This window comes from Arthrobacter globiformis (assembly GCF_030817195.1).
In the GTDB taxonomy this organism is placed as follows: Bacteria; Actinomycetota; Actinomycetes; order Actinomycetales; family Micrococcaceae; genus Arthrobacter; species Arthrobacter globiformis_D.
Map to the genome: position 1 here is coordinate 3,537,446 of NZ_JAUSYZ010000001.1, position 13,169 is coordinate 3,550,614.

Genomic DNA, 13,169 nt, shown 5'->3' on the forward strand with positions numbered 1-13,169 from the left:
GGTTGGCCTGACGCTTAACCCTGGGCCAGTTCTGCGAGGATGCGGCGGTATTCGGCGAGCTCCCGGGCCTGGCCCCGCGGATTCACAACGACGTAGCGGACCGTTCCGCCGGCGTCGATGATGAACGTCCCGCGCCGTGCCATTCCGCTTTCCTCGTCGAACACGCCGTACTCCCGGGCTACGGCGCCGTGCGGCCAGAAGTCCGCGAGAAGACTGAAGCCGTAGCCTTCCTGCTCGGCGTACGCCCGGAGGGCAAACTTGCTGTCCACCGAAACCGCCAGCACCTCGGCGTCGGCATGGTCGAAGACTGCGAGGTTGTCCCGGATCTCACACAGCTCGCCAGTGCAGATGCCGGAGAACGCGAAGGGGTAAAAAACAACCACCACGTTGCGTCCGCGGAAGTCGGCAAGACGGACGGGTTCCCCGAACTGATTGGCCAGGGTGAAGTCCGGCGCCTGCTGCCCAACCGCGGGCACCCCGGCCAAGTCCACTGATACGACAGCGGCCTGTCCGGTCATTTGTTCTTCCTGGTCACCAGGCGCGTGGCGCTCCAGTCCTTGGAAACGCCCGCGGACGTGGTGCAGTGCAGCCCCGCGGTGGGGGCCGCGTCCTGGATGTCGGAGGGCGAAACATATCCGGGGCGGCCGGACTTGGGCGTTAGGACCCACACCACGCCGCCCTCGGTGAGCGTCGTGAGGGAGTCGACCAGGGCGTCCACGAGGTCACCGTCGCCGTCCCGCCACCAGAAGATGACGGCGTCCACGACGTCGTGATCATCCTCATCCAGAAGCTCCGACCCCGTCAGATCCTCTATGTCATCACGCAAGTCGAAGTCGACGTCGTCGTCGTAACCGAACTCCTGAATCAGATCCCCGTCTTTGAAACCCAATTTTTCCGCCACATTTACCGAAGTGGCGGCGTCGGCCTCGCTCACGTGTTCCTCCTGTGCATAGTGATGTCAATTACTCCAAGCCAACACCCTTTGGGCGTGTGCTTCAAGCTGCATGCGCCGCGGTGCGGCTTATTGTGCGTCACACAACAAGTATGACGGTCAAATAGGGCTGCGGGTTCAAGCGCGGCTACGCATCCGCAGGCCGTCGGAGCTACAGTGACTGTTGACAACTATGCCTAGAGGGGCGACCGCCCCCAACGAATAGGCAGTCATACACACGAGATAGAACCTGCCCGGCGCACATGACCGGGCTGTTGTAACCGATATGACGCACACGACGCGTTCACGCCGGGCAGCTACCCTGCCGGACCTGAGTGCGCCGGTGAATGCGCGCAAAGAGAGGTTGGACGTGGCTGCAGGAGAAGATACCTCCCATATCCTCAGCGGGTTGACTAACCAGCTGCCTGATCGTGATCCGGAAGAGACCGCCGAGTGGGTTGAGTCCCTGGATGCGCTGATCAGGGAACAGGGCACGGAGCGTGCCCAATACATCATGCGCAGTCTCCTGCAGCGTGCCGGCGCGCAGAGCGTCGGGGTTCCGATGGTGACCACCACGGATTATGTGAACACGATCCCGGTGGACCAGGAAGCGGAATTCCCGGGGAACGAGGAGTTCGAACGCCGGTACCGGGCGTACATGCGCTGGAACGCGGCGGTGATGGTGCACCGGGCGCAGCGGCCCGAGATCGGGGTGGGCGGGCATATCTCGACCTACGCCGGTGCCGCGACGCTGTACGAGGTCGGGTTCAACCACTTCTTCCGCGGCAAGGACCACCCCGGCGGCGGGGACCAGGTGTTCTTCCAGGGCCACGCGTCCCCGGGCATGTACGCCCGGGCGTTCATGGAAGGCCGGCTCTCGGAGGAGGACCTGGACGGGTTCCGGCAGGAAAAGTCCAAGGAAGGCCACGCCCTGTCCTCCTACCCGCACCCGCGGCTGATGCCGCACTTCTGGGAGTTCCCGACCGTCTCGATGGGCATCGGCCCGATGAACGCGATCTACCAGGCCCAGTCCAACCGATACCTGCACAACCGCGGCCTGAAAGACACCTCGGACCAGCAGGTCTGGGCGTTCCTGGGCGACGGCGAAATGGACGAGCCCGAGTCCCGCGGCCTGCTCCAGCTCGCCGCGAACGAGAACCTGGACAACCTGAACTTCGTGATCAACTGCAACCTCCAGCGCCTCGACGGCCCGGTGCGCGGCAACGGCAAGATCATGCAGGAACTCGAGGCGTTCTTCCGCGGCGCGGGCTGGAACGTGATCAAGGTCGTCTGGGGCCGGGAATGGGATGACCTGCTGACCCGCGACACGGACGGGTCGCTGGTGCAGATCATGAACGAAACCCCGGACGGGGACTACCAGACCTACAAGGCCGAATCCGGCGGGTTCGTCCGCGAACACTTCTTCGGGAAAACCCCGCAGACCAAGGACCTGGTCGCTGACCTGACCGATGACGAGATCTGGAACCTCAAGCGCGGCGGGCACGACTACCGCAAGGTCTACGCCGCGTACAAGGCCGCGACCGAATTCAAGGGCAAACCCACCGTAATCCTGGCCAAAACGGTCAAGGGCTACGGCCTGGGCCCGCACTTCGAAGGCCGCAACGCCACCCACCAGATGAAAAAACTCACCCTCGACGACCTGAAGAAGTTCCGCGACCACTTGCGGATTCCGGTCACGGATGAGCAGCTGGAGAAGGACCCGTACCGTCCGCCGTACTACCACCCGGGCACCGATGCGCCGGAAATCAAGTACCTGCTTGAGCGCCGCGCGGCCCTGGGCGGTTCGGTTCCGGAACGGCGTTCGAAGCACTCGGACATCGAGCTGCCCGAGGCGAAGACCTATGAGGTGGCCAAGCGCGGTTCGGGCAAGCAGCAGGCCGCCACCACCATGGCGTTCGTCCGCCTGCTCAAGGACCTGATGCGGGATAAGAACTTCGGCAAGCACATCGCGCCGATCATCCCGGATGAGGCCCGCACGTTCGGCATGGACGCGTTCTTCCCGACCGCGAAGATCTACAACCCCAAGGGCCAGAACTACCTGTCCGTGGACCGGGACCTGGTCCTGGCCTACAAGGAATCCGCGCAGGGACAGCTGATCCACCCCGGCATCAACGAAGCCGGCGCCGTGGCAGCCTTCACCGCCGCCGGCACCGCCTACGCCACCCACGGCGTGCCCCTGGTCCCGGTCTACGTGTTCTACTCCATGTTCGGCTTCCAGCGCACCGGCGACGCCTTCTGGGCCGCCGCCGACCAGATGACCCGCGGCTTCATCATCGGCGCCACCGCAGGACGGACCACCCTCACCGGCGAAGGCCTCCAGCACGCCGACGGACACTCCCCGCTGCTGGCCTCCACCAACCCCGCCGTGGTCACCTACGACCCCGCCTACGGCTACGAAATGGGCCACATCGTCCGCGACGGCCTCGAACGCATGTACGGGCACGACTCCGCAGACCGTAACCTCATGTACTACCTCACGGTCTACAACGAGCCCATCACCCAGCCCGCCGAACCGGAGAACCTCGACGTCGAAGGCGTCCTCAAGGGCATCTACAAGCTCGCGGCCTCCACCACCGAAGGACCCAAGAGCCAGATCCTCGCCTCCGGCGTCTCCGTCCCCTGGGCCCTCGAAGCCCAGCGGATCCTCGCCGAAGACTGGGGCGTCTCCGCCGACGTCTGGTCCGTCACCTCCTGGAACGAACTGCGCCGCGACGGCCTCGCCGCCGAAGAGGAAGCCTTCCTCAACCCCGGCCAGGACGTCCGCGAACCGTTCGTCACCAGGCAGCTCGCCGGAGCCCAGGGCCCCGTCGTCGCCGTCTCGGACTACATGAAGGCCGTCCCGGACCAGATCCGGCAGTTCATCCCGAACGACTTCGCCACCCTCGGCGCCGACGGCTTCGGCTTCTCCGACACCCGCGCCGCCGCCCGCCGCTACTTCAAAAACGACACCCACTCTGTCGTCGTCAAAACCCTGCAGCTGCTGGCGGCCAAGGGTGAGGTTGACGCACAGGCACCGGCGAAGGCGATCGAGAAGTACCGTCTGCTCAACGTGAACGCCGGCACCACGGGCAACGCCGGAGGCGAGTCCTAACCCGGCTGCCTGAGCCCGAACGAACGACGGCGGTCCCCACCCAACGTGGGGGCCGCCGTCGTCGTCTGCGGTACTTCAGCGGCCCTTCGGGAGGCGCCGGACGACCTGTGACGCAGCGCAACGGCAGTTGTAGCCTTTGCACAAAATGGAGCTTGCCCCGCAGGCACCGTATGCTCGAATCATGCCCGAGCCGTCCCCCGCCCCTGCAGCACGCAAACCGCCCTCCCGGACCATGACTCCGGAGAAGACGGAGACCCTGAAAAAGCTCAGGGCAAGCGTCGGTCAGCTGTCCACCACCACCATGCGCCAGCTGGAGAAATCCCTGCCCTGGTACAGCCGGCTCAGTTCGGACGAGCGCTCCGCGCTGGGCCTCGTGGCGCAGAACGGCATCGCGGCGTTCGTCACCTGGTATGAGCGCCCCAGTTCCCCGTCCTGGATCCTGTCCGACGTTTTCGGCACCGCCCCGACGGAACTGACCCGGTCCATCAGCCTGCAGAAGGCGCTCCAGCTCATCCGGATCGTCGTGGAGGTGGTGGAGGACCAGGTTCCGGTCATCGCGCCCGAAGCGGACCAGCCCTCCCTGCGCGAAGCCGTCCTCCGGTACTCGCGGGAAGTGGCTTTTGCCGCCGCCGACGTATATGCCCGAGCCGCGGAATCCCGGGGATCCTGGGACACGCGGCTCGAAGCCCTGATTGTGGACGCCATCCTGCGCGGCGAAAACACTGACGCGCTGCGCTCCAGGATTGCAGCGCTCGGCTGGAAGGCGCAGGAGCGCTTCACCGTGATGGTGGGGAACTCGCCGTCGGAACCCAGCGCCAGCTACGTCAGCGAATTGCGCCGCATGGCCGGCCGGTACGCGGAGGATGCCCTCGTGGGAATCCAGGGCGACCGCCTCATCCTGATCCTGGGCGGCGTGCACGACCGGGAAACCGCGTATGTGAAGCTAAGCGAAATGTTCGCGCCCGGTCCGGTGGTTTACGGAGCCGAAGCCAGCTCCCTGCTGGAAGCCAGCGGCTCGGCGCAGTCTGCCTTCGCCGGCCTCACGGCAGCCCGCGCATGGCCCGCCGCTCCGCGCCCGGTGGCAGCCGACGATCTCCTGCCGGAACGGGTCATCTCCGGGGACGATGCCGCCCGGCGGTCGCTGGTGAAAAACATCTACCGGCCGCTCCTCGCGGCGTCGAACGGGCTGGTGGAAACGCTCGGCACGTACCTGGAGCTGGGGCATTCACTCGAGGCGACGGCGCGGGAACTCTTCGTCCATGCCAACACGGTGCGGTACCGTCTCAAGCGTGTCTGTGATGTGACAGGCTGGGATCCGCTGCTCCCGCGCGAGGCTTTCGTGCTCCAGGCAGCCCTTGTGGTGGGGCGGCTTTCCACTCCGCCGAAGCCCGCCGTCGAGCGTGTTGCCGCGCGGAACACGAATTGAACCGTTGTAGACTTCCTACAACCTGACCCCGTGAGCTTGGTGTACGGAAACACCAATGGATCACCCGGTAATTTGGAAAGCTGGATACGTGCTTGCAATCGTCTGCCCTGGACAGGGCTCACAGACCCCCGGTTTCCTGGCCCCTTGGCTGGAGCTGCCCTCCGTAGCAGGCCATCTGGCCTCCCTGAGCGAAATTGCAGGCATTGACCTCACTGCGCACGGGACCACCTCTGACGAGGAAACCATCAAAGACACCGCCGTCGCGCAGCCGCTCATTGTCGCGGCCGGGCTCGTGGCCGCCAAGTCGCTGTTCGACGTCGAACTCAGCACGCTGCCGGTCATCCTGGCCGGGCACTCGGTGGGCGAGATCACGGCGTCCGCGCTGGCCGGCGTGCTCACCGAAAAGGAAGCCATGACGTTCGTGCGCGAACGTGCCAACAGCATGGCCGCGGCAGCTGCGGTCACGCCCACCGGGATGAGCGCCGTGGTGGGTGGCGACCCCGCCGAGGTCCTGGCCGCCATCGAGGCCGCCGGCGCAACGCCGGCAAATGTCAACGGCGCGGGCCAGACCGTCGCCGCGGGCACCTTCGAACAGCTCAAGGCGCTGGCCGAGAATCCGCCGGCCAAGGCCCGCGTGATTCCGCTGAAGGTTGCCGGGGCATTCCACACCTCACACATGGCTCCCGCCGTGAGCGCCCTCGAAGCGCTCCGCCCGGAGCTGCAGCCGCAGGCACCTGCCGTTCCGCTGCTGTCCAACTTCGACGGCCAGGAGGTCACGGCGGGCACCACGGCCGTCGACAGCCTGATCGCCCAGGTCTCGCGGCCGGTCCGCTGGGACCTCTGCATGGAGACCCTCGTGAACCGCGGCGTTACCGGCGTCATCGAGCTCGCTCCGGCGGGAACCCTGGCCGGACTGGCCAAGCGCGGCATGCCGGGCGTCAAGACCGTTGCTGTCAAAACGCCGGACGACCTGTCCGCGGCCCTGGCACTCTTCGCAGAACTGGAAGGACAGGCATGAGCAGCACGCCGGTACTGAAGCAGACCCCGCTGAACGAGCACACCCGGATCCTGGGCATCGGCGCTTACCGCCCCGACGTTCTTGTCACCAATGAGGACGTGTGCCAGTGGATCGATTCCTCGGACGAGTGGATCCGCCAGCGTACCGGCATCGTCACCCGCCACCGCGCACCCGCCGACGTCAGCGTGATCGACATGGCCGAGGGCGCCGCCCGTGAGGCCATGCAGAAGGCAGGCATCGAGGCATCCCAGCTCGGCGCCGTCATCGTCTCCACGGTGACCCACCCGTATGCCACGCCGTCGGCGGCCGCGAGCCTTGCCGACCGGCTGGGCGCCACTCCTGCCCCTGCCTTTGACATCTCCGCGGCCTGCGCCGGCTACTGCTACGGCGTAGCCCAAGGGGACGCGCTGGTCCGCTCGGGGGCCGCAAAGTACGTCCTTGTTGTCGGCGCGGAGAAGCTCTCCGACGTCATCGACAACCGCGAACGCACCATCTCGTTCCTGCTGGGCGACGGCGCTGGCGCCGTTGTCATCGGCCCGTCGGACACCCCCGGCATCGCCCCGTCGGTGTGGGGATCGGACGGCAGCAAGTGGGACGCCATCGGCATGACCCGCTCCATGCTGGACGTCCGGGATCTTGGCCTGGCGGCGCGCCGGTCAGACTCCACCGGCGACCTCGCGCTCCTCGAAGAGGCGCAGGAGCTCTACCCGACCCTCCGCCAGGACGGCCAGACGGTGTTCCGCTGGGCGGTCTGGGAGATGGCGAAGGTTGCCCAACAGGCGCTGGACGCCGCCGGCATCCAGGCTGAGGACCTGGTGGCCTTCATTCCGCATCAGGCCAACATGCGGATCATCGATGAGATGGTCAAGAAGCTGAAGCTGCCCGAGACCGTCACCGTGGCCCGGGACATCGCGGATGCGGGCAACACCTCCGCGGCCTCGATCCCCCTGGCCACGCACCGCCTGCTCCAGGAAAACCCCGCGCTGAGCGGCGGGCTGGCCCTGCAGATCGGCTTCGGCGCCGGACTGGTCTTCGGCGCCCAGGTGATTGTCCTTCCGTAGCAATTCCGATAACCAAGCCGCAACCGCGGTTTGCCCATTTCCGGCATCCCCTGCCGGCAATAACAAGAAAAGGAGCCATCAATGGCTAGCAACGAAGAGATCCTGGCCGGACTGGCTGAAATCGTCAACGAAGAGACCGGCCTGGCCCCCGAGGCCGTCGAGCTGGACAAGTCCTTCACCGAGGACCTGGACATCGACTCCATCTCCATGATGACCATCGTGGTCAACGCCGAAGAGAAGTTCGGCGTCCGCATCCCGGACGAAGAGGTCAAGAACCTCAAGACCGTCGGCGACGCCGTGGACTTCATCTCCAACGCCCAGGCGTAAGTAAGACATCAGCCTTCACTGGCTTCAGCCTTTTACAGGCTCCAGCGTCACCGCTGAACCCGGCTGGCCGGGCCCGGACCTTCCGGGACCGGCCAGCCGATGCACCACCCCTGAATTTTTTTGAAGACTTCCCCCGCACGCCACCCACTCCGGCCTCCGGCCAGCAGCACAGGACACGGCAAGCGCACCGACAGAGAGTGATCCCATGACACGCAAAGTAGTCATTACAGGTCTGGGTGCCACCACGCCCATCGGCGGCGACGTACCCACAATGTGGCAGAACGCGCTGAAGGGTGTTTCGGGAGCCCACACCCTTGAGGATGACTGGGTTGCCAAATACGAACTGCCGGTCCACTTCGCCGCCCGGTGCTCCACCCCCGCACTCGACGTCCTGAGCCGGGTTGAGGCCAAGCGCATGGACCCGTCAACCCAGTTCGGCGTCATCGCCGCACGCGAAGCATGGGCCGACTCCGGCATCACCGAAATCGACCACGACCGGCTCGCCGTTGCCTTCGCCACCGGCATCGGCGGTGTCTGGACGCTCCTGGATGCGTGGGACACGCTGAAGGAGAAAGGCCCCCGCCGCGTCCTGCCCATGACGGTTCCGATGCTCATGCCCAACGGCGTGGCCGCCGCTGTCAGCCTGGACCTCGGCGCCCGCGCCGGTGCGCACACCCCGGTGTCCGCGTGCGCTTCGGGCACCGAAGCCCTGCACCTCGGACTGGACCTGATCCGCTCCGGCAAGGCCGACGTCGTCATGTGCGGCGGCGCCGAAGCCGCCATCCACCCGATGCCGCTGGCAGCGTTCTCGTCGATGCAGGCGCTGTCCCGCCGCAACGACGATCCCGAGGGTGCCTCCCGCCCCTACGACCTGGACCGTGACGGTTTCGTCATGGGCGAAGGCGCTGGCGCCCTGGTGCTGGAAGCCGAGGAGCACGCCCTCGCCCGCGGCGCACGGATCTACGGCGAGCTCGCCGGCACCTCCGTGACTGCCGACGCATACCACATCACAGCACCGGACCCCCAAGGCCTTGGCGCCACCCGGGCACTCAAGGCAGCCATGTTCGATGGCCGCATCCAGGCGGAAGACGTGGTCCACGTCAACGCCCACGCCACCTCGACGCCGGTCGGCGACAAGCCGGAGTACACGGCCCTGAAGGCGGCGCTCGGCAATCATGTCGAGAATGTTGCCGTCTCGGCCACCAAGTCGCAGATGGGCCACCTGCTCGGTGCCTCCGGCGCCGTCGAGGCCGTGCTCACCGTCCTGGCTGTCCACGAACGCAAGGCTCCCCTCACCATCAACCTCGAAAACCAGGATCCCGAGATCCCGCTCGACGTCGTGACCTCCGCCCGCGCCCTGCCGGCCGGCGACATCGTGGCGCTGAGCAACTCGTTCGGCTTCGGCGGGCACAACGCCGTCGTTGCCATCCGCAGCGTCTGATTGCCCTGAATGAACGCTGAAGAAGCCCCCGCCGGTTGGCGGGGGCTTCTTCGTTGCTATGGGGAATTGCTGCGGCTGGCGCGTGTCAGCCGCCTCGGGCGTCAGCAGCCCCTGGCGGGCCAGCCGAGCAGGCGGGTCAGCCGGTCTTGCTCGTCAGCCGACCTGGTGCAACCAGCGCACGGGTGCGCCTTCAGCGGCGTGCCTGAAGGGTTCCAGCTCCTCGTCCCACGCCTCGCCGAGGGCAAGCGAGAGCTCGTGGTAGACGGCGGAGGGGTCGCCGGCACCGGCCTCATAGGCGTAGCGGATGCGGTCCTCTGACACCATGATGTTGCCGTGGACGTCCGTCACGGCATGGAAAATGCCCAGCTCAGGTGTGTGGGACCAGCGTCCGCCGTCCACGCCCTGGCTGGGTTCTTCGGTGACCTCGAAGCGCAGGTGTGCCCAGCCCCGGAGGGCAGACGCAAGCTGCGCACCTGTCCCCTGCGCGCCGGTCCAGGAAAGTTCCGAGCGGAACATTCCGGGCGCGGCGGGCTGAGGTGTCCATTCCAGGTCCGTTCGCTTGTCCACGACGGATCCGATGGCCCACTCAACGTGAGGGCACAGTGCGGTAGGGGCCGAGTGAATAAACAGCACACCGCGGGTCATTGCAACAGACATTCCATCCTCCATAGCTGTAGGTACGTCTTCCCCAACGACCTGCATGGATGGATGATTGCTGCTCCGGGCGCCGCATGGTGCCGGTAATTCCTGCCAATCTATGAAATTATCTGCCGGACTGACAAAGGGGCGCCTGGAGACAAGTGCTTCAAGCACAACTTGAAAGTTGCCGAACTTGGATCTTATTGTGCCGTACGCCGTCTAATTACGCCAGTGCAATTCGGCGTGGTGTAGAAGACGCGCCGGAGAAGGGGCCTAGGCCCGCGGGTGGGCCTGCTGATAGCTCTTGCGCAGGCGGTCCACGGATACGTGGGTATAGATCTGGGTGGTGGCGAGGCTGCTGTGGCCGAGTATTTCCTGGACCGCCCGAAGGTCTGCGCCGCCGTCGAGCAGATGCGTGGCGGCGGTGTGCCGCAGGGAGTGCGGGCCTGTGGCGGACGTATCACCCAGCCCTTCGAACAGTCCCTTCACCACACTGCGGACCTGCCGCTGGTCCACGCGGCGGCCGCGCGCCCCGAGGAACAGGGCCGGTCCGCTGTCCGCGGCAGCGAGCTTTCCCCGTCCGCGGCGCAGCCAGTCGTCGACGGCGAGCGCAGCCGGGAGCCCGTAGGGCACCGTCCGTTCCTTGTTGCCCTTGCCGAGCACGCGCAGGGTTCTGCGGTCCGGATCAAGGTCGTCGACGTCCAGACCCGCCAGCTCGCCGACGCGGACACCGGTGGCGTAGAGCAGCTCAACCATGGCCCGGTTGCGCAGCGCCATGGGATCACCGTCTTTGGCCGCCTCGTTGAGGTCGGCCAGCAGCCGGGCGAGCTGCTGCTGCTGCAACACCCCCGGCAGGGAAGCATCGCGCTTGGGGGCCTGCAGGCGCAGGGAGGGATCGGTTTGGATCAGTTCTTCCCGCAGCGCCCACGAGGTGAAGGCCCGCGCCGTGGCGGCACGGCGGGCAAGGGTGGAACGCGAAGCGCCGGCCTCGCTCTGGCTGCCGAGCCAGCGGCGGAGGGTGCCCAGTTCCAGCCCGGTAGGATCGGTGATTCCTTCACCGGCCGCATAGCCCAGCAGGCTGGCGAGGTCGGACAGGTATGCGCGCACCGTGTGTTCGGACCGGGCCCGCTCACCCGTCAGGTACCTTTCGAAACCCGTGACAGCCCTGGCGAGGGCGGCCGGCAGTTCCTGTTTCTCCACTCCCCCACTGTCCCAGCATTTGGCCCGGAATCAACGAACGGCACAGCTAATCGGGAAACTGCACGGCGCTAATCGGGGAACTACACGCCGAGCCGCCCGGCGAGGGGGACGTCGCGCGGGCGGCAGCTTTATGTTGATTGCCTGGTGCGCTTCCAGCCTCCCTTCTCGGATGCGGCCAGTCCCAGCAGGGCCAGCCTGCCAAGGCCCGCGCGCACCGATTCAGCGCCCAGACCGGCAACAGTGCAGAGTTTTTCGACGCTGCTGGCGGCCCGCAAGGGCAGGGCGTCCAGCAGGATCAGGTCCTCAAGTGTCAGGCCGTCATGGTCGGCGGACTGTCCGCTCTTCTCGTCGGCCAGGGACTGGCCGCTGGGCGACGCAAGCTCGGCGACCTCCCCCGCATCAGTGACGCAGACGGCGCCGCCGTCGCGCAGGAGCCGGTGGCAGCCGGCCGAGTTGGCGCTGTGCACCGAGCCGGGAACGGCTCCGACCGCACGGCCCAGGGTTTCCGCGTGATGGGCGGTGTTCAGGGCTCCGGACCGCCATCTGGCCTCCACCACCACCGTGACGGAGGCGAGGGCGGCGATCAGCCGGTTCCGCTGAAGGAACCGGTACCGGGTGGGGGCTGATCCGGGCGGAACCTCGGCAAGCACGGCACCCTGGTTGGCTACAGCGCGCAGGAGATCCTCGTTCCCGGACGGATAGAAACGGTCCACCCCGCCCGCCATGACGGCGATGGTCGGCATGGCCCCAGAGCCCCCGGCCAGGGCTGCCCGGTGCGCGTGGGCATCAATCCCGTACGCGCCGCCTGACACCACTGTGAATCCCCGCTGCGCAAGCGAGTAGGCAAGGTCACCGGTGACTGACGCACCATAGCTGGTGCTGTCCCGCGAGCCCACCAGGGCCACCGCCCTGGCCGCCGGGGGAAGTTCGAGCTCAATGCCCCGCCACCAAAGGCAGATCGGCTGGTGCAGGCCAAGGTCGTCCAGTTGCCGCGGCCACAGCCCGTCCGTGGGGATGAGAACACGGCCGCCCAGGCGATGCATCGTGGCCAGGTCGCGCTCCGGGGCGAGTTCGGGAATTCTCGGTGCCCAGCGCTTCAGCGCGGCACCAAGGCCGGCCCAGGAATTCACCGAACTGTGCTCTGCCAGCAGCCCGGTGATGTCCTGTTCCAGCCCCGGCCCGTAGCTGACCTGGCCGGTGGCTATCCTCAGGGCGTCCTCAGCCCCGGCAACGTGCACCAGGGCCAGGCCCGCGACGTCCTGTGGCTCCATCAGCCTCGACAGTGCGGCACGGGCAACTCTCTCGTTGTGCATGCGGGTTCCTTTCACGCTGCAGCCGAAGCGGTCTGGCGAAGGCTCAGGGCCTGTCCGATGTCGTTCCCGTCCGGCTGCTCACGGCCACCAAGGTCGGCCAGCGTCCAGGCGAGAGCATGGATAGTGTTTCAGCGGAAGTGAAATTCAGCTAATATCGCAGCGGCGGGCAACAAACTTCGCGGTCTCCGCCCGTCTTCGATGCATCACATAAGAATCCCGTGGGGGGAAAATAATGGGTTCCAAAGGTGCCGCCATGCGGCCTGCAATCTTCCGTGTCCGCATGAACGACGGTGTTGCCGCCAGGACAGACGGTAAAGACATCTGGATTGATGACAGGCTCAATGCAGTCCAGGAGAAGTGCGCTGTACTTCACGAAACAATCCACATTGAGCTAGGGCACTCCACTGTGCAGCCCGAAGCCGTTGAAATGATGGTGCGGTACGAAACCGCGAAACGGCTTCTGCCTGACCTGTCGGAGGGCTGCGGTGCGGGCAAGACGATAGCAGCGGTGGCGCGTGACCTCGAAGTGACGCGTCAGGTTCTTATGGATAGGGCGGCGACACTCACTGACGCCGAAGCCGTTAACGCTGGTTGCCTGTCCTGCCTCAAATGCCCTGCCATTGCAGCCAGGTTCGCCAGCCAGGCCTTCGCCACAGCCGCCTAAAGCACCAACAGGAGAATCCCCCGCTGGGCCTTGGTGG

The 13,169-nt window shown here is 66.3% G+C and carries 12 protein-coding genes; 7 read left to right on the top strand and 5 right to left on the bottom strand.

What is annotated here, in order from left to right:
• Nucleotides 1-14 precede the first annotated feature (14 nt).
• Together QF036_RS16105 and QF036_RS16110 are read right to left on the bottom strand one after the other, a co-directional pair.
• Nucleotides 15-518, bottom strand: coding sequence for a peroxiredoxin (locus QF036_RS16105; RefSeq protein ID WP_307103451.1), 504 nt, complete (start codon nucleotides 516-518; stop codon nucleotides 15-17).
• On the bottom strand, nucleotides 515-934 hold the full coding sequence (locus tag QF036_RS16110) for a DUF3052 domain-containing protein (protein ID WP_003802164.1): 420 nt from the start codon (nucleotides 932-934) through the stop codon (nucleotides 515-517). The genes QF036_RS16105 and QF036_RS16110 overlap by 4 nt, the downstream gene beginning before the upstream one ends.
• A 367-nt stretch (nucleotides 935-1,301) precedes the next feature.
• On the opposite strand from QF036_RS16110, the gene aceE reads away from it, so the two are divergent.
• The 6 genes from aceE to QF036_RS16140 all read left to right on the top strand — a co-directional run bounded on the left by aceE (nucleotide 1,302) and on the right by QF036_RS16140 (nucleotide 9,316).
• Complete coding sequence (gene aceE / locus QF036_RS16115; protein WP_307103455.1) at nucleotides 1,302-4,043, top strand: pyruvate dehydrogenase (acetyl-transferring), homodimeric type; 2,742 nt, start codon at nucleotides 1,302-1,304, stop codon at nucleotides 4,041-4,043.
• Nucleotides 4,044-4,224: 181 nt separating this feature from the next.
• Nucleotides 4,225-5,469 (top strand): PucR family transcriptional regulator, encoded by a 1,245-nt coding sequence (locus QF036_RS16120; RefSeq protein ID WP_307103456.1) that lies wholly within the window; start codon nucleotides 4,225-4,227, stop codon nucleotides 5,467-5,469.
• An 88-nt stretch (nucleotides 5,470-5,557) separates the two neighbouring features.
• The gene (locus tag QF036_RS16125; protein ID WP_307103458.1) at nucleotides 5,558-6,487 is read left to right on the top strand and encodes an ACP S-malonyltransferase; all 930 of its coding nucleotides are present in this window, start codon (nucleotides 5,558-5,560) and stop codon (nucleotides 6,485-6,487) included.
• Nucleotides 6,484-7,548: a beta-ketoacyl-ACP synthase III gene (locus QF036_RS16130; RefSeq protein ID WP_307103460.1), complete on the top strand. Its 1,065-nt coding sequence runs from the start codon at nucleotides 6,484-6,486 to the stop codon at nucleotides 7,546-7,548. The genes QF036_RS16125 and QF036_RS16130 overlap by 4 nt, the downstream gene beginning before the upstream one ends.
• Before the next feature lie 81 nt (nucleotides 7,549-7,629).
• A complete protein-coding gene (locus QF036_RS16135; protein WP_003806076.1) occupies nucleotides 7,630-7,875 on the top strand; it encodes an acyl carrier protein in 246 nt (81 codons plus the stop codon).
• 205 nt (nucleotides 7,876-8,080) lie between these two features.
• A complete protein-coding gene (locus QF036_RS16140; protein WP_307103462.1) occupies nucleotides 8,081-9,316 on the top strand; it encodes a beta-ketoacyl-[acyl-carrier-protein] synthase family protein in 1,236 nt (411 codons plus the stop codon).
• Nucleotides 9,317-9,469: 153 nt separating this feature from the next.
• Here QF036_RS16140 and QF036_RS16145 read toward each other — a convergent pair whose 3' ends face one another.
• The 3 genes from QF036_RS16145 to dprA all read right to left on the bottom strand — a co-directional run bounded on the left by QF036_RS16145 (nucleotide 9,470) and on the right by dprA (nucleotide 12,468).
• On the bottom strand, nucleotides 9,470-9,973 hold the full coding sequence (locus tag QF036_RS16145; RefSeq protein ID WP_003806074.1) for a DUF3145 domain-containing protein: 504 nt from the start codon (nucleotides 9,971-9,973) through the stop codon (nucleotides 9,470-9,472).
• A 255-nt stretch (nucleotides 9,974-10,228) separates the two neighbouring features.
• Nucleotides 10,229-11,155, bottom strand: a complete 927-nt coding sequence (locus QF036_RS16150; RefSeq protein WP_307103464.1) for a tyrosine recombinase XerC — start codon at nucleotides 11,153-11,155, stop codon at nucleotides 10,229-10,231.
• A 128-nt stretch (nucleotides 11,156-11,283) separates the two neighbouring features.
• A complete protein-coding gene (gene dprA / locus QF036_RS16155) occupies nucleotides 11,284-12,468 on the bottom strand; it encodes a DNA-processing protein DprA (protein ID WP_307103466.1) in 1,185 nt (394 codons plus the stop codon).
• Between the two features lie 253 nt (nucleotides 12,469-12,721).
• Here dprA and QF036_RS16160 point away from each other — a divergent pair, with 253 nt between their 5' ends.
• A complete protein-coding gene (locus QF036_RS16160) occupies nucleotides 12,722-13,132 on the top strand; it encodes a hypothetical protein (protein ID WP_307103468.1) in 411 nt (136 codons plus the stop codon).
• Nucleotides 13,133-13,169: the final 37 nt, after the last annotated feature.

Coding starts and splice junctions, on each gene's coding strand:
- QF036_RS16105 (WP_307103451.1), bottom strand. CDS start 518: ATGACCGGACAGGCCGCTGTCGTATCAGTGGACTTGGCCGGGGTGCCC.
- QF036_RS16120 (WP_307103456.1), top strand. CDS start 4,225: ATGCCCGAGCCGTCCCCCGCCCCTGCAGCACGCAAACCGCCCTCCCGG.
- QF036_RS16130 (WP_307103460.1), top strand. CDS start 6,484: ATGAGCAGCACGCCGGTACTGAAGCAGACCCCGCTGAACGAGCACACC.
- QF036_RS16135 (WP_003806076.1), top strand. CDS start 7,630: ATGGCTAGCAACGAAGAGATCCTGGCCGGACTGGCTGAAATCGTCAAC.
- QF036_RS16140 (WP_307103462.1), top strand. CDS start 8,081: ATGACACGCAAAGTAGTCATTACAGGTCTGGGTGCCACCACGCCCATC.
- QF036_RS16145 (WP_003806074.1), bottom strand. CDS start 9,973: ATGTCTGTTGCAATGACCCGCGGTGTGCTGTTTATTCACTCGGCCCCT.
- dprA (WP_307103466.1), bottom strand. CDS start 12,468: ATGCACAACGAGAGAGTTGCCCGTGCCGCACTGTCGAGGCTGATGGAG.
- QF036_RS16160 (WP_307103468.1), top strand. CDS start 12,722: ATGCGGCCTGCAATCTTCCGTGTCCGCATGAACGACGGTGTTGCCGCC.